The organism is Enterobacter sp. H2G27 (genome assembly GCF_054403075.1).
The window spans coordinates 838,956-855,670 of the sequence record NZ_JBSVSI010000001.1 but is presented as its reverse complement, the minus strand read 5'-3'; the positions used below and the strand labels follow the sequence as shown (position 1 = coordinate 855,670).

General features: G+C 58.1%; 17 protein-coding genes. 13 read left to right on the top strand and 4 right to left on the bottom strand.

All coding sequences use genetic code 11. The features are described from left to right. Window positions 1-131 precede the first annotated feature (131 nt). The 5 genes from folD to ACW9E7_RS03965 all read left to right on the top strand — a co-directional run bounded on the left by folD (window position 132) and on the right by ACW9E7_RS03965 (window position 4,641). On the top strand, window positions 132-998 hold the full coding sequence (gene folD / locus ACW9E7_RS03985; RefSeq protein WP_008499332.1) for a bifunctional methylenetetrahydrofolate dehydrogenase/methenyltetrahydrofolate cyclohydrolase FolD: 867 nt from the start codon (window positions 132-134) through the stop codon (window positions 996-998). 1 nt (window position 999) lies between these two features. Then, on the top strand, window positions 1,000-1,212 hold the full coding sequence (gene ybcJ, locus ACW9E7_RS03980; RefSeq protein ID WP_045356450.1) for a ribosome-associated protein YbcJ: 213 nt from the start codon (window positions 1,000-1,002) through the stop codon (window positions 1,210-1,212). Window positions 1,213-1,446: 234 nt separating this feature from the next. Further along, window positions 1,447-2,946 (top strand): PTS transporter subunit EIIC, encoded by a 1,500-nt coding sequence (locus tag ACW9E7_RS03975; RefSeq protein WP_045909726.1) that lies wholly within the window; start codon window positions 1,447-1,449, stop codon window positions 2,944-2,946. An 83-nt stretch (window positions 2,947-3,029) separates the two neighbouring features. Next, entirely contained in the window at window positions 3,030-4,046 is a 1,017-nt protein-coding gene (malI, locus tag ACW9E7_RS03970) for a Mal regulon transcriptional regulator MalI (RefSeq protein ID WP_458727287.1), read from the top strand. Window positions 4,047-4,119: 73 nt separating this feature from the next. Next, entirely contained in the window at window positions 4,120-4,641 is a 522-nt protein-coding gene (locus ACW9E7_RS03965) for a metal-dependent hydrolase (RefSeq protein ID WP_136195304.1), read from the top strand. 85 nt (window positions 4,642-4,726) lie between these two features. Here the strand turns inward: ACW9E7_RS03965 and cysS are convergent, their stop codons facing one another. Further along, window positions 4,727-6,112, bottom strand: a complete 1,386-nt coding sequence (gene cysS, locus ACW9E7_RS03960) for a cysteine--tRNA ligase (RefSeq protein WP_045400770.1) — start codon at window positions 6,110-6,112, stop codon at window positions 4,727-4,729. A 174-nt stretch (window positions 6,113-6,286) separates the two neighbouring features. Here cysS and ppiB point away from each other — a divergent pair, with 174 nt between their 5' ends. From ppiB to mnmH, 6 genes are all read left to right on the top strand, one after another. Next, the gene (gene ppiB, locus ACW9E7_RS03955) at window positions 6,287-6,781 is read left to right on the top strand and encodes a peptidylprolyl isomerase B (RefSeq protein WP_111963369.1); all 495 of its coding nucleotides are present in this window, start codon (window positions 6,287-6,289) and stop codon (window positions 6,779-6,781) included. Window positions 6,782-6,784: 3 nt separating this feature from the next. Then, complete coding sequence (gene lpxH / locus ACW9E7_RS03950) at window positions 6,785-7,507, top strand: UDP-2,3-diacylglucosamine diphosphatase (protein ID WP_039263987.1); 723 nt, start codon at window positions 6,785-6,787, stop codon at window positions 7,505-7,507. 135 nt (window positions 7,508-7,642) lie between these two features. After that, window positions 7,643-7,852 (top strand): YdgH/BhsA/McbA-like domain containing protein, encoded by a 210-nt coding sequence (locus ACW9E7_RS03945; protein ID WP_111963370.1) that lies wholly within the window; start codon window positions 7,643-7,645, stop codon window positions 7,850-7,852. Between the two features lie 171 nt (window positions 7,853-8,023). Then, window positions 8,024-8,533: a 5-(carboxyamino)imidazole ribonucleotide mutase gene (purE, locus tag ACW9E7_RS03940; RefSeq protein WP_014882834.1), complete on the top strand. Its 510-nt coding sequence runs from the start codon at window positions 8,024-8,026 to the stop codon at window positions 8,531-8,533. Beyond that, window positions 8,530-9,597, top strand: a complete 1,068-nt coding sequence (purK, locus tag ACW9E7_RS03935) for a 5-(carboxyamino)imidazole ribonucleotide synthase (protein ID WP_458727286.1) — start codon at window positions 8,530-8,532, stop codon at window positions 9,595-9,597. Before purE ends, purK begins: the two co-directional genes overlap by 4 nt. Window positions 9,598-9,681: 84 nt before the next feature. Beyond that, window positions 9,682-10,752: a tRNA 2-selenouridine(34) synthase MnmH gene (gene mnmH, locus ACW9E7_RS03930; RefSeq protein ID WP_133293917.1), complete on the top strand. Its 1,071-nt coding sequence runs from the start codon at window positions 9,682-9,684 to the stop codon at window positions 10,750-10,752. A gap of 87 nt (window positions 10,753-10,839) precedes the next feature. Here mnmH and ACW9E7_RS03925 read toward each other — a convergent pair whose 3' ends face one another. From ACW9E7_RS03925 to ybbA, 3 genes are all read right to left on the bottom strand, one after another. Further along, complete coding sequence (locus tag ACW9E7_RS03925) at window positions 10,840-11,985, bottom strand: porin (RefSeq protein ID WP_115874391.1); 1,146 nt, start codon at window positions 11,983-11,985, stop codon at window positions 10,840-10,842. A gap of 183 nt (window positions 11,986-12,168) precedes the next feature. Then, window positions 12,169-14,583, bottom strand: coding sequence for a putative ABC transporter permease subunit YbbP (gene ybbP / locus ACW9E7_RS03920; protein WP_458727285.1), 2,415 nt, complete (start codon window positions 14,581-14,583; stop codon window positions 12,169-12,171). Beyond that, window positions 14,580-15,266, bottom strand: coding sequence for a putative ABC transporter ATP-binding protein YbbA (ybbA, locus tag ACW9E7_RS03915; RefSeq protein ID WP_008499319.1), 687 nt, complete (start codon window positions 15,264-15,266; stop codon window positions 14,580-14,582). Before ybbA ends, ybbP begins: the two co-directional genes overlap by 4 nt. Between ybbA and tesA the strand changes: the two genes are divergently transcribed. Both tesA and ACW9E7_RS03905 read left to right on the top strand, forming a co-directional pair. Further along, on the top strand, window positions 15,237-15,860 hold the full coding sequence (gene tesA / locus ACW9E7_RS03910; RefSeq protein ID WP_458728364.1) for a multifunctional acyl-CoA thioesterase I/protease I/lysophospholipase L1: 624 nt from the start codon (window positions 15,237-15,239) through the stop codon (window positions 15,858-15,860). The genes ybbA and tesA overlap by 30 nt on opposite strands. Before the next feature lie 28 nt (window positions 15,861-15,888). After that, a complete protein-coding gene (locus tag ACW9E7_RS03905; RefSeq protein WP_458727284.1) occupies window positions 15,889-16,659 on the top strand; it encodes an SDR family oxidoreductase in 771 nt (256 codons plus the stop codon). Window positions 16,660-16,715 lie beyond the last annotated feature (56 nt).

Sequence of the window (16,715 nt, the reverse complement as noted above, 5' to 3'; positions counted from 1 at the left end):
ACCATCCCTTAAGAAGGGTTTTTGCGTCACGCTGATAAAAACGCGTAAAGGGTGACTGACAGCGACGCTCGCTTCTGACAAAATACACGCCATCCCCCCTTTCAAACGTTACAGACGGAATCTTCTCTCTGATGGCAGCAAAGATTATTGACGGTAAAACGATTGCGCAGCAGGTGCGCTCTGAGGTCGCGGAAAAAGTGAAGGCGCGTAAAGCTGCCGGAAAACGCGCCCCCGGGCTGGCCGTTGTGCTGGTTGGCAGCAACCCGGCATCGCAAATTTATGTCGGCAGCAAGCGCAAAGCGTGTGAAGAAGTGGGCTTCGTCTCCCGCTCTTACGATTTGCCGGAAACCACCAGCGAAGCAGAACTGCTGGAACTTATTGACACCCTGAACGCCGATAAAGAAATCGACGGTATTCTGGTTCAGCTGCCGCTACCCGCCGGTATCGACAACGTGAAGGTGCTGGAGCGTATCGCACCGGATAAAGACGTGGACGGTTTCCACCCGTACAACGTTGGCCGCCTGTGCCAGCGTGCGCCGCGTCTGCGCCCGTGCACGCCGCGCGGTATCGTGACGCTGCTTGAGCGTTATAATATCGACACCTACGGTCTGAATGCCGTGGTCATCGGCGCGTCCAACATCGTGGGCCGTCCGATGAGCATGGAGCTGCTGCTGGCCGGCTGCACCACCACCGTCACCCACCGCTTCACCAAAAACCTGCGTCACCACGTCGAGAACGCCGATCTGCTGATCGTCGCGGTCGGCAAGCCGGGCTTTATTCCGGGCGAGTGGATCAAAGAGGGCGCGATTGTCGTGGACGTCGGAATTAACCGTCTGGAAAACGGCAAAGTGGTCGGCGACGTGGTGTATGAAGATGCCGCCGCGCGCGCGTCTTACATTACCCCCGTACCGGGCGGCGTAGGCCCGATGACCGTAGCAACGCTGATTCAGAACACGCTGCAGGCGTGCGAAGAATATCACGACGTAGAGGATGCGTAAGATGGCGACTTTTTCATTAGGTAAACACCCGCACGTTGAGCTGTGCGACCTGCTCAAGCTGGAAGGCTGGAGCGAAAGCGGCGCACAGGCGAAAATCGTTATCGCCGACGGGCGGGTTTTAGTCGACGGCGTGGTAGAAACGCGCAAGCGCTGCAAGATTGTCGCGGGTCAGACCGTGAGCTTTGAAGGACAGAGCGTAACCGTTACGGCCTGAGCCGTTTGATGCCCTCACCCTAACCCTCTCCCACAGGGAGAGGGGATATAAAATCCCCTCACACCCATCACGGTTATTTATCGATCCACTTCAAATAATCAGTATTTCGTCTGTTGAAAAGTGAAAATTCAGTTGCGCGTTTTTCACGCTTTGCCCACGATAAGTAGAACGTTCTACTAAAACGTTCTACTTACAATAACAGCGCAAAAAAAGCGCTACTCGGGGGAAATCAGCATGAGTCTGATATCAGGGTTTGTTAAATCGCTGTCTAAGTTATCGATGATTGGTCGCGCCTTAATGCTGCCAATTTCACTGCTCCCCGCTGCGGGCCTGCTGCTGGCCTTCGGCGATAAGTTCCACCTGCCGCTGATGATGAACGCGGGCGGGGTTATTTTTGATAACCTGCCGATGCTGTTTGCCATTGGCTCCGCCGTGGGTCTGGCGTCAGAATCCGGCATCGCGGCGCTGTCTGCGGCGGTATCGGTGTTTGTCACGAATATCACCATCAGCACCGTGCTGAGCATCACGCCGGAAATGGCCTCTCAGGGCGGGAAATACGCCATGGTGGTGGGCATTCCGACGCTGCAGATGGGCGTCTTCGGCGGCCTAATCTGCGGTATTCTCGCGGCCTGGTGCTATAACCGCTTCCACACCATGCAGCTGCCGGAGTTCCTCGGCTTCTTCTCCGGCAAGCGCTTCGTGGCGATTGCAACGGCGTTCCTCTCGTTCCTGATGGGGCTGCTGCTGCCATACGTCTGGCAGCATATTCAGGCCGGTATCGACGCGCTCTCCGTGGTGGTGAACGGTGATAATCAGGCGGCGTCGACCTTTATCTTCGGTCTGGTAGAGCGCGCGCTGATCCCGCTAGGTCTGCACCATATCTGGTATCCGTCCTTCTGGTATTCGTTTGGGGATTACACCACCCAGGCAGGCCAGGTGATCCACGGCGACCAGACCATCTGGTTCAAGATGCTGGAAGAAGGGGTGAAATCCTTCAGCAGCGACACCTACCAGAACGCTGGTAAGTTCATGCAGGGTGAATTCCCGCTGATGCTGTTCGCGCTGCCTGCGGCATGCCTGGCGATGTATCACGAAGCCCATACGAAGAATAAGAAAATCGCGGCCGGTATTCTGTTCTCCGCGGCGCTGACCTGCTTCCTGACGGGGATCACCGAACCGGTTGAGTTTACCTTTATCTTCGTGGCGCCGATCCTGTACGTCTTTAACGCCATCATGGCGGGCCTGGCCTACATGACCATGTACCTGCTGCATGCGCATATCGCCAAGTCGTTCTCCGCGGGCTTTATCGACTATCTGTCATTCGGGATCCTGCCGTCCTTTAACGGCTACCAGACCCACTTCCTGAGCGCCATTATCATCGGCATTCCAATGGGCCTGATTTATTACTTCACGTTCCGCTTTGTGATCCGTCGTTTCGACGTGAAAACGCCGGGCCGCACTGAAGTAACCGCCAACGCGGATGAGAAATCGGATTCCGAACTCGCGACCGAGATCATCACCCTGCTGGGCGGCGCGCATAACATCGACTCCGTCGGCGCCTGTATCACTCGTCTTCGCCTGGAAGTGACAAAAAGCGAGGCAGTGGATAAAGACGGCCTGAACGGACTCGGCGCGCGCGGCGTAGTGTTTGTCGGCGACAACGGTATTCAGGTGATTTTCGGTGCCAGAGCACAGTTTATCGCCCAGACCATGTCCACCATGATCGGCAAATAATAAGATACCTGAACGACACGTCTCCTGTACGCTGGGAGACGTGTTTTATCTGGCTGATAATCGGTTAATTTCAGGGAGCGGTTTTGAAGAAAGTCAGCATTATTGATGTCGCGAAGCACGCGGGCGTGTCGGTTTCCACCGTCTCGCTGGTGCTGCGCCAGAAAGGGAAAATCTCAGAGGCAACGATCGAGAAGGTCAACGCTGCCATCAATACTCTGGGCTATGTTCATAACGTTGCCGCTGCCAACCTTCGCGCCAATACCTCCAACCTGATTGGCCTGATCCTCCGTGACTTTAGCGACAGTTTCTCCATCAAGGTGATGGCGAGCATCGTTCAGGATCTCGAAAAACAGGGGTATATGGTTTTTCTCGGTCAGCCCCAGAACGACCATGACCATCTTGAGCGCTGCCTGCTGTCGTTTAAGCAGCAGGGCGTCGCCGGAGTTATCTATCTGGCCTCGGATACCCGCACGTCTACCCTGCCGGAACAGATTCGCCGCTGCCCGCTGCCGCTGGTGGTGGTCTCGCAGTCTCTGCTGGATGAAAAATGCAATCTGGTGATGCGCGATAACCGACAGGCGGCCAGTCTGGCGGTGCGTTATCTTATCGAGCGCGGTCACCGCAATATTGCCTACATTGGCGGACGCGAAGGCTGCCTTATCCGCGAACAGCGCCTGCGCGGTTTTCGCAGCGCGATGGCGCAAAACGGGCTGGTCTGGCGCGATGAATACTCTCCGGCCTGCAGCGATGACACGCTGGCCGCGGGTTTCGCCACCCGCCAGCTGCTGGAAAAAAACAACACCATCACCGCCCTGCTCTGCCACTCGCCGGATGCCATGATCGGCTCCATCTCCGGTATTCATCAGGTCGGGCGTACGGTGGGTAAAGATGTGTTTCTGACGCAGCAGGTCGCGCTGGTCGGTTTCGAAGATATGCTCCACGTTAACCTCACCTCACCCTCGTTTACCTACGTCTCGTCCGCCAGCGAAGAGACGGGGCGTCAGGCGGCCGGGCTGATTATCCGCACGCTGAAGGAGCCGACGCTGCAAACCCAGCGAATTACGCTCTCCGGGCAGCTTATCGCACGCGAGTCGGCGTAAATTCAGAATTTCGCACAGGTTTTTTAGCGCGGGATGACTGCTATATTTCCATGATTTACCATGGATAATTACAATGCCTACCGTTATTACGCACGCTGCTGTTCCGCTTTGCCTGGGCTTAGGCCTGGGAACCAAAGTGATTCCTCCCCGCCTGCTGTTTGCCGGGATTATCCTCGCCATGCTTCCGGATGCCGACGTGCTGGCATTTAAATTTGGCGTCGCGTACGGCAATGTTTTCGGCCACCGCGGCTTTACCCACTCCCTGCTGTTTGCCTTTGTAGTGCCGATACTTTGCGTGCTGACTGGACGACGTTGGTTCAGAACCAGCCTGACGCGATGCTGGCTGTTTTTAACCGTGTCACTGCTGTCGCACAGCCTGCTGGATTCGATTACCACGGGCGGGAAAGGCGTCGGCTGGCTGTGGCCGTGGTCTGATGAACGCTTCTTTGCGCCGTGGCAGGTGATTAAGGTGGCGCCGTTTGCGCTGTCGCGCTATACCACGCCGTACGGGCATGAGGTCATTATCTCGGAACTGCTGTGGGTGTGGCTGCCGGGGGTGGTGCTGATGGGAATGTTGTGGTGGAAAAGAAGGTAAAAAAAGCCGGGTGGCGGCTACGCCTTACCCGGCCTACTTTTGCCTGTAGGCCCGGCAAGCGTGAGCGCCACCGGGCGTTACAGACTTACTTACGACGCCAGGTCGTTCCCTGCGGGCCATCTTCCAGAATGATTCCCATCTCGGTCAGACGATTGCGCGCCGCATCTGCCGCCGCCCAGTCTTTTGCCTGACGCGCTTCCAGACGCGCTTTGATCAACGCTTCAATTTCCGCCACTTCACCGTCATCCGCCTGCGCACCGCTCTGCAGGAACGCGTCCGGATCCTGCTCCAGCAGGCCGAGCACGGAGGAGAGCTTACGCAGATGGGACGCCAGCGCATTCGCCGCTGCCATATCTTCTGACTTCAGGCGGTTCACTTCGCGCGCCATGTCGAACAGCACGGAGTACGCTTCCGGGGTGTTGAAGTCGTCGTTCATCACCTCAACAAAGCGGGCTTCAAACGCTTCGCCGCCTGCAGCAGGAACAGACCTGTCGGTACCGCGCAGCGCGGTATACAGGCGCTCCAGCGCCGAGCGCGCCTGTTTCAGGTTCTCTTCGCTGTAGTTCAGCTGGCTGCGATAGTGGCCGGACATCAGGAAATAGCGCACGGTTTCCGCATCGTAATACTTCAGCACGTCGCGCACGGTGAAGAAGTTACCCAGCGATTTAGACATCTTCTCGCGGTCAACCATTACCATGCCGGAGTGCATCCAGTAGTTCACGTACTCGCCGCCGTGGGCGCAGGTGGACTGCGCGATTTCGTTTTCGTGGTGCGGGAACATCAGGTCTGAGCCGCCGCCGTGAATGTCGAAGTGTTTGCCCAGCTGTTTGCAGTTCATCGCGGAACATTCAATGTGCCAGCCCGGACGGCCTTCGCCCCACGGGGATGGCCAGCTTGGTTCACCCTCTTTGGACATCTTCCACAGCACGAAGTCCATCGGGTTACGCTTCACGTCAACCACGTCAACGCGCGCGCCGGCCTGCAGCTGATCCAGATCCTGACGGGAAAGCGCACCGTAGGTGGGGTCCGTCGGCACGGAGAACATCACGTCACCGTTGTCCGCAACGTACGCGTGGCCGCGTGCGATCAGCTTTTCGGTGATCTCAATAATTTCGTGAATGTGGTGGGTCGCGCGCGGCTCGCTGTCCGGGCGCTGAATATTCAGGGCGTCAAAATCTTTATGCATCTCGACGATCATGCGATCGACCAGCGCAACGAAGCTTTCGCCGTTTTCATTTGCGCGCTTGATGATTTTGTCGTCGATGTCGGTGATGTTACGCACGTATTTAAGGGTATAGCCCAGAAAACGCAGGTAGCGTGACACCACGTCAAAAGCGACAAAGGTACGGCCATGGCCAATGTGACAGAGATCGTAAACCGTAATACCACACACGTACATGCCGACTTCCCCGGCATGGATAGGTTTAAATTCCTCTTTCTGGCGCGTCATTGTATTAAAGATTTTTAACATCGAAGATTCCATGTAAACACGTGTGTGGTTGAAAACCGGCTATTCTACCCGTAATTCAAACCCGAAGCAGCACACAATGCAAGGTGATCGCATCCTGTGGTTATGCTATAACAAGCCCCTATAGATGACCCGAACGCGGGTCGACGTACCACAATAACGGAACAGGATGCAAAAATGGTTACTTTCCACACTAATCATGGCGATATCGTAATCAAAACCTTTGATGACAAAGCGCCTGAAACAGTTAAAAACTTCCTGGACTACTGCCGCGAAGGTTTCTACAACAACACCATTTTCCACCGCGTGATCAACGGTTTTATGATCCAGGGCGGCGGTTTCGAACCTGGCATGAACCAGAAAGCCACCAAAGAAGCGATCAAAAACGAAGCGAACAACGGCCTGAAAAACACCCGCGGCACGCTGGCGATGGCGCGTACTCAGGCACCTCACTCTGCTACCGCGCAGTTCTTCATTAACGTGGCTGACAACGACTTCCTGAACTTCTCCGGCGAAAGCCTGCAGGGTTGGGGCTACTGCGTATTCGCAGAAGTGGTTGAAGGTATGGACGTGGTTGACAAGATCAAAGCCGTCGCTACTGGCCGCAGCGGTATGCACCAGGACGTTCCGAAAGAAGACGTTGTGATTACAAGCGTGACCGTCAGCGAGTAATTGGTGGCGACACTCTTTATTGCAGATCTGCATCTGCAAACAGAAGAACCGGCGATTACCGCCGGTTTTCTGCGTTTTTTACGCGGTGAAGCGAAAAGCGCCGATGCGCTGTACATCCTGGGCGACCTGTTTGAAGCCTGGATTGGCGACGACGACCCTAACCCGCTGCACCGTGAAATGGCCGCCGCCATTCACGCGCTGGTAGATTCCGGCGTCCCCTGCTACTTCATTCACGGCAACCGTGATTTTCTGATCGGCAAGCGCTACGCCCGCGAAAGCGGCATGACGCTGCTGCCGGAAGAACAGGTGCTCGATCTCTATGGCCGCAGGGTCCTGATCATGCACGGCGACACGCTCTGCACCGACGATACCGGCTACCTGGCGTTTCGCGCCAAAGTCCACACCCCGTGGATCCAGAAGGTGTTCCTTGCCCTGCCGCTGTTTATCCGCAACCGTATCGCCGCCAGAATGCGTGCGGGCAGTAAAGCCGCCAACAGCAGCAAATCCATGACCATCATGGACGTGAATCCGCAGGCCGTGGTAAGCGTGATGGAAAAGCATGGCGTTCAGTGGTTGATCCACGGTCATACCCATCGTCCAGACGTCCATTCCCTTATCGCCAACGGCGAACCGGCCCATCGCGTGGTGTTGGGTGCCTGGCACACCGAAGGCTCCATGGTCAAAGTCACGCCAGAGGGCGTCGAGCTGATCGCTTTCCCGTTTTAACCCCTCAAAAATCATTCTATTTTTTTGAACAATATCGGCAAATTGTTTCGATTTTAATCAGTCCGTGGTCGGTCTACTATTTATCACATCAGGGAAAACGCCCTATCCCAAACAAAACACTTAAGGAATACGACCATGAAATCCATCAAAACTTTCGTTGCAGTTGCTGCTCTTTCTCTGGCTTCTTTCGGTTCTTTCGCTCAAAGCGTGAGCGCAACTGCCTCTACCCTTGACCGCGCAGAAGCGAAAATCGCTGCACAGGCTGCTGAGCAGGGTGCGTCTTACAAAATCACCAGCGCGAAGGTCGACAACCGCGTCTATATGACCGCAGAACTGACGAAATAATGATTGCCCATCGACGAAAACAGACCGCCAGAATGCGGTCTGTTTTGTTATGAATTGACGGCAACAACGGCTCAAGATTTAACCGCGCAACCGTTTTCCTTGCCCGTATAACATGCTATTCTCTGTGCCCTCGAAAGCAGTGTGTTTCGCACCACAGGAGTTTTAAGACGCATGTCTTCCCGCAATAATCCGGCGCGTGTCGCCATCGTGATGGGGTCCAAAAGCGACTGGGCTACCATGCAGTTCGCCGCCGAAATCTTTGAAATCCTGAATGTTCCGCACCACGTTGAAGTGGTCTCCGCGCACCGTACGCCTGACAAACTGTTCAGCTTCGCAGAAAGCGCCGAAGAGAATGGTTATGAGGTGATCATTGCCGGCGCGGGCGGCGCAGCACATCTGCCGGGCATGATTGCCGCCAAAACCCTGGTACCGGTTCTGGGCGTCCCGGTACAAAGCGCCGCGTTAAGCGGTGTGGATAGCCTCTACTCCATCGTCCAGATGCCGCGCGGTATTCCTGTCGGCACGCTGGCTATTGGCAAAGCGGGTGCCGCCAATGCCGCCCTGCTGGCTGCGCAGATCCTGGCGACACACGATAAAGCGTTGCATCAGCGTCTGGCGGAGTGGCGTAAAGCCCAGACCGACGAAGTGCTGGACAATCCAGACCCGCGGGGTGCGGCATGAAGCAGGTTTGCGTCCTCGGTAATGGCCAGTTAGGCCGCATGCTGCGTCAGGCCGGTGAACCTCTGGGGATTGCCGTCTGGCCCGTCGGGCTGGACGCCGAGCCGGAAGCCGTCCCATTCCACCAGAGCGTGATCACCGCCGAGATCGAACGCTGGCCGGAGACCGCTCTGACCCGCGAGCTGGCGCGTCACAACGCTTTTGTTAACCGCGACGTGTTCCCAATCATTGCCGACCGTCTGACGCAAAAGCAGCTGTTCGACAAGCTCGGTTTGCCGACCGCACCGTGGCAGCTCCTGTCCGATAAAAGCGAGTGGAACGACGTCTTCGCCATGCTGGGCGAGCAGGCGATCGTGAAGCGCCGCGTGGGCGGCTACGACGGCCGCGGCCAGTGGCGCCTTCGCGCAAACGACACCGCCGAGCTGCCGGACGACTGCTACGGCGAATGCATTGTTGAGCAGGGCATTAACTTCAGCGGTGAAGTCTCGCTGGTTGGCGCGCGCGGGCATGACGGCCGCACGGTGTTTTATCCGCTGACGCATAACCTGCATCAGGACGGCATTCTGCGCACCAGCGTCGCCTTCCCGCACGCCAATGCTGACCAGCAGGCGCAGGCGGAAGAGATGCTCTCTGCCATCATGCACGAGCTGGGCTACGTGGGCGTCATGGCGATGGAGTGTTTTGTGACGCCGTCTGGTCTGCTAATCAACGAGCTGGCACCGCGCGTGCACAACAGCGGCCACTGGACGCAAAATGGCGCGTCCATCAGCCAGTTCGAACTGCACCTGCGCGCCATCACCAACCTGCCGCTGCCGCAGCCGGTGGTCAATAGCCCGTCGGTGATGATCAACCTGATCGGCACCGATCTGAACTACGACTGGCTGAAGCTGCCGCTCGTGCATCTGCACTGGTATGACAAAGAGGTTCGCGCGGGTCGTAAGGTCGGTCACCTGAACCTGAACGACAGCGACACGGGCCGCCTGAGCGCCACCCTGGAAGCCATGATCCCTCTCCTGCCGCCGGAATACGCGAGCGGTATTGTCTGGGCACAGTCAAAGCTCAAGTAAGACATCTGCGCCGGGGAGTTGACCTTCCCCTTCCCCGGCGTAAAATCCCCGCCCATTGCTGCTGAGTTTTCTTCTGGAATAACCATGAACGATGGAACGGACTATCGCGCGATCCTCGCGTCTGATACCCCTTTAATCGACGTTCGCGCGCCGATCGAATTTGCCCAGGGTGCGATGCCCGCCGCCATTAATCTGCCGTTGATGAATGACGACGAGCGCGCCGCCGTCGGCACCTGCTATAAACGCCAGGGCCCCGAGGCCGCGCTGGCGCTCGGCCATCGCCTGGTGAACGGCAACACGCGTGAAGCACGCATCAACGCCTGGCGGGAAGCCAGTCTTGCCCATCCTGAGGGTTTTCTCTGCTGCGCGCGCGGCGGCCAGCGCTCGCATATCTCGCAGGCCTGGCTGAAAGAGGCGGGTATCGACTACCCGCTGATCCGCGGCGGCTATAAGGCCCTGCGCCAGACGGCGATTCAGGTGACCATTGAGCAGTCGCAAAAGCCGATGGTGCTTATTGGCGGCTGTACCGGGAACGGTAAAACCCTGCTGGTGAAGCAGCACGCGCAGGGTATCGATCTGGAAGGGCTGGCGCACCATCGCGGTTCGTCGTTTGGCCGCACGCTCACGCCGCAGCTTTCCCAGGCCAGCTTTGAAAACCACCTTGCGGCTGAGCTCCTGAAAAAAGACGCCGCACGCTGGGTGCTGGAAGACGAAGGCCGGATGATTGGCTCCAACCACCTGCCGGAGTGCCTGCGCGACCGCATGGTTGAAGCCCCTATCGTGGTGGTCGAGGATCCGTTTGAGATCCGTCTTGAACGGCTGCGCGAAGAGTATTTCGACCATATGTGGGCGGATTTTTCTGCGGCCTACGGTGAAGAAGCGGGATGGAAAGAATACAGCGAGTACCTGCATCACGGCCTGTTCGCCATTCGCCGCCGTCTGGGGCTGCAGCGGTATGCGGAATTCACCGCGCTGCTAGATTCCGCGCTGTTGGAACAGCAACGATCTGGCCGCACGGACGCGCACTTCAGCTGGCTTGCGCCGCTGCTGAACGACTATTACGACCCGATGTACGGCTATCAGCTGGAGAAAAAGGTGGAGAAGATTGTCTATCGCGGGACGTACGGCGAGGTCGCTGACTGGCTTAATCGCTGAAAAAAGCCGGGTGGTGGCTACGCCTCACCCGGCCTACACGTGCATTTGTAGCCCCGGTAAGCGCAGCGCCACCGGGGAACAGACGGCTTAGAAGTCGTAACGCAGACGCACCAGGTTCATGTCGCCCAGGTTGTCGGTGCTGGAAGTGAACACGTGTTCGTAATCCACGCGGAAACCGTAATCCAGCTGGAAGCTGATACCCACGCCGTTGTCGATGCGCTGGTAGTTACGGCCGTTCACGTACTCAATGCGATCACCCATGAAGTAAGGCTGGATGGATTTAACCGCGTACTGACCGACTGGGAATTTATAACCGGCGAAGTACTCAATACCCCACGCGTCGCCCGCAAAGTAATCGTTAACAGACACTTTTTTGGTGGTCAGGAAGTTCTGATACCAGCCGCCGCCTGCGGAGAAGGTCCAGTTGTCCGGGGTCCAGCTCAGCGCGGTACCGAGAATGTTCTGGTCGTAGGTTTTGCTGTCGCCGTTGTCCGGGTTACGCATGTCGGCGCGGGTGTAGTTCCACGCGGCGCCCCAGGTCAGGTCGGTAGTCAGGTGGTAATCCAGGCCCAGCGAGCCGCCGCCTTTACGCTTGTAGCGCAGGCCGTTGCCCGGCAGGTATTCACTGTCTTCAAACAGGTAGGATGCATAAATGTCAGCATCGCCCACGGTTTTCTTATATTTCAGCATTTTACGTGAACGGTAAGAACCGTCGTAATCGCCTTTGATCCCGTTACCCGGCGCCTGACCAATCATGTCGTAGTCCCAGATATCGGTTTTCGCGCCCACCACATCATAGTAAACGCTGTTCTGTTGACCGAAGGTCAGCGTACCCCAGGTGTCGCTCTTGAGACCGGTGTAGAGCATACGACGCGTCGTGTCGTGATCGCTCTCGCTGTAGTGGTTATCCCAGTTGAACATTGCAGGGAAGTTCACGCCCAGCTCGTAGTAGCTTACCCAGCTGATATCATCAAACAGGTAGTAATCTGCAGCGAAACGGAAGCGGGTACCGCCGTCAAAACCGTTACGCTTGTAGCTGTTTTTACCGTCGTCGCCGGTCATGTTCTGGAACTGAGGACGAATGCTGCCGCCAACGGTGAAGTTCAGGCGGCTCAGCGGGTTACCCGCCTGAGGATCCTGCTTAAGAACCGTGATTTCCGCCTGAGAAGCGAAAGTAGTCAATGCCACTGCCGCGCCGATCGTTGCCGCCAGCGCTGATTTTTTTATAGTCATTATTTTTCCTTAATAGACACGCTGCTAAATATTTAGCGGGTGAATATTAACTGGAAATAATCGGGCTGTGTGGTTGGGTTTTTAATGTTTTGTGCTACTAAATGAGTGGGTATTATCACTTTGTGCTATTTAAACACTACGCACCGGCATAAAAATCCGGTGCGTAATTATCACCGTACTAAATCAACTCGCAAATTGACGGAACAGGGCTTTGCCCTTTAACAGCCGCGTGCCGAGCCAGCCTCCGCAGAGAGAAAGCAGCGCAGCGCCGCACAGAGGCAGGATCAACCAAAGACGCCAGTCAGGCTCCCACGGGAAGTCGAAGACCTTTGTCTGCAGCACCGCCAGCGCCGTCTCTGCGCCAATGGCGGCCACCAGACCGGCCACCAGCCCCAGCAGCGCAAACTCGCTCCAGAGCGTCATTCGCAGCAGCCGCTTTCCGGCCCCCAGCGTGCGGTAAACCACCAGCTCCTGATGGCGCTGGCGCATGCCCACCTGCACCTGGGCCAGCAGCAACAGCACGCCGCAGATCGTTACCAGCACCACCATGACCTCCAGCGCACGGCTCACCTGCTCCAGCACCTGCCCCACCTGTTTGAGGATCGCGCCGATATCCAGCAGGCTGACCGTCGGAAACTCCCGGTTGAGCTGGGTCAGCATGCCGTTGCCGTTTTCCCAGCGGAAGCTGGTCAGCCAGCTCTGCGGCTGCCCGTCCAGCGCCCCCGGCGGGAAGATAAAGAAGAAGTTGGGCCGCAGGCTTTCCCAGTCCACTTTACGCAGGCTGGTGACCTTCGCGGTAAAATCCTGGGTATCGCCGGTAAAGGTGACGCTGTCCCCCAGCTTCACGTTCAGGCGCGTCGCCAGCCCCTCCTCCATCGACACCTCCCCCGCTTTTGGCGGCCAGGTGCCGGCGGTTATCGGGTTGTGGCCAGGGCGTTTCTCCTGCCAGGTCAGGTTCAGCTCGCGGTTAAGCGACTCGTCCTTGTTCCCCTCCGTTGGCTGGCCGTTGATCTGCGTCAGACGCGCGCGAACGATGGGGTAGAACGACTCGGGAATGATGTGATGCTCCGCCAGGAAGCCCTTCAGCGGCGTAACCTGCTCAGGCGCGATATTGATCAGGAAATAGTTCGGGCTTTCCGGTGGAAGCTGCTGCTGCCAGCGATCGAGCAGATCGCCGCGCAGCACCAGCAGCAGTGCCAGCAGCATAAACGACAGCGAGAACGCCGACAGCTGGCTGAGCGTAGACCAGGGCTGGTGCAGCAGTCGGTTGACCGCCAGGCGCACGGGCAGCGATTTTACCGTCACCCTTTTCAGGAGGTTGAGTAGGATCCAGCCCAGCACGCCGCACAGCAGCGCCAGCACAACCGCTCCGGCCAGCACCGCCCACAGCAGCGTGCTGCCCCCCATCAGCCACGCCAGCAGCCCCACCGCCACCGCAATAATCACCGGTAGGTAGAACTTCAGCGGCCAGACGTTCGCCACCACATCGTTGCGGAGCACGCGCAGCGGCTGCGTGGCGAGCAGCAGGCGGTAGGGTCGGAGCCCCACCAGCACCGAGATCACCGTCATCGCGCCCATCGCCCACAGCCACGGCCAGAGGCTGGCCGGCGGCAGTGCGGCCGGGAGCACCGGTTTCAGCATCACCATCAGCAGTTTTTCAAACAGCAGCCCTATTATTCCGCCGGTCAGCGCGGACAGGATCAGCAGCATCAGCCACTGGCCGACAATCAGCTTGCGCAGCTGCGCCCTTCCAGCGCCCAGGGTTTTGAGGATCGCCACCAGATCGTAGCGGCTGCGGCAGTAGTGCCCCATCGCCACGGCCACCGCCGCCACCGCCAGCAGCAGGGTCAACAGTGCCGACAGCAGCAGGAACTGCTGAGAGCGCTCCAGAGATTTACCCAGCGCCCCTTCGTCCTGCTCCAGCCCGTACCAGCGGTGTTCCGGTTTGAGCTGCGGCAGAAGCCATTTTTCATACGCGGCAAGCTGGGCGGGCGTGCCGCCAAACTTATAGCGCCAGGTGACGCGGCTGCCCGGCTGTACCGCATGGGTTGCCGCGACATCAGCGGTGTTCATCAGCAGGCGAGGCGCAAGCTGGAACGGGTTAAAACCGCCGTCGGGCTCCTGCACCACTTCTCCGGCGATTTTCAGCGTGGCGTCGCCCACGTCGATACTGTCTCCAGGTTTCAGGTTCAGCAGCGCCATCAGACGCGATGCCAGCAGCACCGTACCGGGCGTCGGCTTTAATCCCGGCGGGCTGGTCTGTAAGTCACCGTACATCGGGTAGATATCATCGACGGCCTTGACGCTCGCCAGCTGCGGCGTGTCGCCCGCGAAGGTCATGGTCTGGAAGGTGATTTGTTCCCCCACCTTCAGCCCTTCTTTGCGCGCTGCTTCAATCCAGCCCGACGGCACGGGGCGGGAGCTTTCCAGCGCCCTGTCTCCCGCCATAAACTCCCGGCTCTGCTGGCTGAGCCCTTTTTCCATGCGGTCACTGACGCTGCCGAGCGCCAGCACGCAGGCCACCGCCAGGCTGAGCGCCAGCCAGACAATCAGCAGCGAGGGCGAGCGCCACTCGCGCCAGAACCAGCGGGTAATCATGCTTCCTCCTGCAGAACACCGTTGACCAGCCGCAGGCGACGGTCGCAGCGCGCCGCGAGCTGCGGATCGTGGGTCACGAGGATAAGCGTAGTGCCGTGCTCGCGGTTGAGCGAAAACAGCAGGTCGGCAATCCTGTCGCCGGTTTTACGGTCAAGGTTGCCGGTAGGCTCATCGGCAAACAGCACCTCAGGGCGGCCGTTAAACGCGCGGGCCAGCGCCACGCGCTGCTGCTCACCGCCGGAAAGCTGGGCGGGAAGATGGTCGAGACGTTTACCCAGACCGAGCTGCTCCAGCAGCGCCTTCGCGTGAGCGCGGCTTTCACGGCTATTTTCACCGCGCAGCAGCGCCGGGAGCTCAACGTTTTCCAGGGCGTTCAGGGTCGGGATCAGCATAAAGGACTGAAAGACAAAACCAACGTGACGCGCGCGCAGCGCGGCCCGCGCCTCTTCATCAAGCTGATGCAGCGGCTGCCCGACAAGGTGGACCTCGCCGCTGCTGCCGTCGTCCAGACCGGCTAAAATCGCCAGCAGCGTGGACTTGCCGGAACCGGATTCGCCAATCAGCGCGATGGTTTCAGCGCGTTTGACAACGAGTTCAACTCCGGTAAGGATGGAAAGCTCGTGTTCCCCCTGACCGACGGACTTCTTAAGATGATGAACTTCAACACTGTTTTCCGCTGGCATTTGCCCTTCCTGTTTTTGATTCTGATGACCTTCCGCGCGGCGGCAGCGGACACGTTACTGGTTCTCGGCGACAGCCTGAGCGCAGGCTATCGCATGGCGGCCAGCGCGGCCTGGCCCGCCCTGCTCAATGACAAATGGCAGAGCAAGACCGCTGTAATCAACGCCAGCATCAGCGGCGATACCTCGCAGCAGGGCCTGTCGCGCCTGCCTGCGCTGCTCAAACAGCATCAGCCACGGTGGGTGCTGGTTGAGCTTGGCGGTAATGATGGCCTGCGCGGTTTCCAGCCTCAGCAAACCGAGCAAACGCTGCGTACCATTTTGCAGGACATCAAGGCGGCAAACTCCCAGCCGCTGCTGATGCAAATTCGCCTGCCCGCCAACTACGGTCGTCGGTATAATGAGGCCTTTAGCGCGATCTACCCTAAGCTTGCCAAAGAGTTTGATATTCCGCTGCTGCCATTTTTCATGGAAGAGGTCTATCTCAAACCCCAGTGGATGCAAGACGACGGGATCCACCCCAATCGCGATGCGCAGCCGTTTATTGCCGACTGGATGGCAACGCGGCTGGCTCCTTTAGTTAAACATGACTCCTGATTAAGCGGAGATCCTGACAGGTAAAGTTATGCAAAAATCGGTCTTAATTACAGGATGTTCCAGTGGAATCGGCCTGGAAAGCGCGCTCGAACTGAAGCGCCAGGGGTTTCGGGTTCTGGCGGCCTGTCGTAAACCTGACGACGTCGAACGCATGAACAGCCTGGGCTTTACCGGCGTGCTGCTGGATATGGACTCGCCGGAAAGCGTTGAACGCGCCGCCGATGAGGTGATCGCGCTGACCGGTAATCGTCTGTACGGGCTGTTTAATAATGCCGGCTACGGCGTGTATGGCCCGCTGGATACGCTCTCCCGCGAAACGCTGGAGAAGCAGTTTTCGACCAACTTCTTCGGCGTGCATCAGCTCACCATGCGTCTGCTCCCTGCGATGCTGCCGCACGGTGAAGGGCGCATCGTGATGACGTCGTCGGTGATGGGACTGATTTCCACCCCGGGCCGCGGCGCCTACGCCGCCAGCAAATATGCGCTGGAGGCCTGGTCCGACGCCCTGCGCATGGAGTTACGCCACAGCGGCATTAAGGTCAGCCTGATTGAGCCCGGCCCGATCCGCACCCGCTTTACCGAAAACGTGAACCAGACGCAGGCAGATAAACCGGTCGAAAACCCCAGCATCGCCGCGCGTTTTACCCTCGGGCCAGAGGCGGTGGTAGCCAAAGTGCGCCATGCTTTTGAGAGTGAACATCCCAAAATGCGCTATCCGGTAACGCTGGTCACCCACGCCGTAGGCTGGTTAAAGCGCCTGCTGCCGGGCCGGATAATGGACAAAATTTTGCGCGGTTGAGTTGAAGCGACGACGCTCATCCCCATGTAAAGAACAAACCGACAAAAGAGAAAGCC

What these genes read in the sequence shown, in the direction of transcription:
- ybcJ (WP_045356450.1), top strand. Translation starts at nt 1,000, where the DNA reads ATGGCGACTTTTTCATTAGGTAAACACCCGCACGTTGAGCTGTGCGAC.
- tesA (WP_458728364.1), top strand. Translation starts at nt 15,237, where the DNA reads ATGAACTTCAACACTGTTTTCCGCTGGCATTTGCCCTTCCTGTTTTTG.
- ACW9E7_RS03975 (WP_045909726.1), top strand. Translation starts at nt 1,447, where the DNA reads ATGAGTCTGATATCAGGGTTTGTTAAATCGCTGTCTAAGTTATCGATG.
- folD (WP_008499332.1), top strand. Translation starts at nt 132, where the DNA reads ATGGCAGCAAAGATTATTGACGGTAAAACGATTGCGCAGCAGGTGCGC.
- ybbP (WP_458727285.1), bottom strand. Translation starts at nt 14,583, where the DNA reads ATGATTACCCGCTGGTTCTGGCGCGAGTGGCGCTCGCCCTCGCTGCTG.
- purK (WP_458727286.1), top strand. Translation starts at nt 8,530, where the DNA reads ATGAAGCAGGTTTGCGTCCTCGGTAATGGCCAGTTAGGCCGCATGCTG.
- ACW9E7_RS03945 (WP_111963370.1), top strand. Translation starts at nt 7,643, where the DNA reads ATGAAATCCATCAAAACTTTCGTTGCAGTTGCTGCTCTTTCTCTGGCT.
- ACW9E7_RS03905 (WP_458727284.1), top strand. Translation starts at nt 15,889, where the DNA reads ATGCAAAAATCGGTCTTAATTACAGGATGTTCCAGTGGAATCGGCCTG.
- cysS (WP_045400770.1), bottom strand. Translation starts at nt 6,112, where the DNA reads ATGTTAAAAATCTTTAATACAATGACGCGCCAGAAAGAGGAATTTAAA.
- ppiB (WP_111963369.1), top strand. Translation starts at nt 6,287, where the DNA reads ATGGTTACTTTCCACACTAATCATGGCGATATCGTAATCAAAACCTTT.
- ACW9E7_RS03965 (WP_136195304.1), top strand. Translation starts at nt 4,120, where the DNA reads ATGCCTACCGTTATTACGCACGCTGCTGTTCCGCTTTGCCTGGGCTTA.
- purE (WP_014882834.1), top strand. Translation starts at nt 8,024, where the DNA reads ATGTCTTCCCGCAATAATCCGGCGCGTGTCGCCATCGTGATGGGGTCC.
- ACW9E7_RS03925 (WP_115874391.1), bottom strand. Translation starts at nt 11,985, where the DNA reads ATGACTATAAAAAAATCAGCGCTGGCGGCAACGATCGGCGCGGCAGTG.
- ybbA (WP_008499319.1), bottom strand. Translation starts at nt 15,266, where the DNA reads ATGCCAGCGGAAAACAGTGTTGAAGTTCATCATCTTAAGAAGTCCGTC.
- mnmH (WP_133293917.1), top strand. Translation starts at nt 9,682, where the DNA reads ATGAACGATGGAACGGACTATCGCGCGATCCTCGCGTCTGATACCCCT.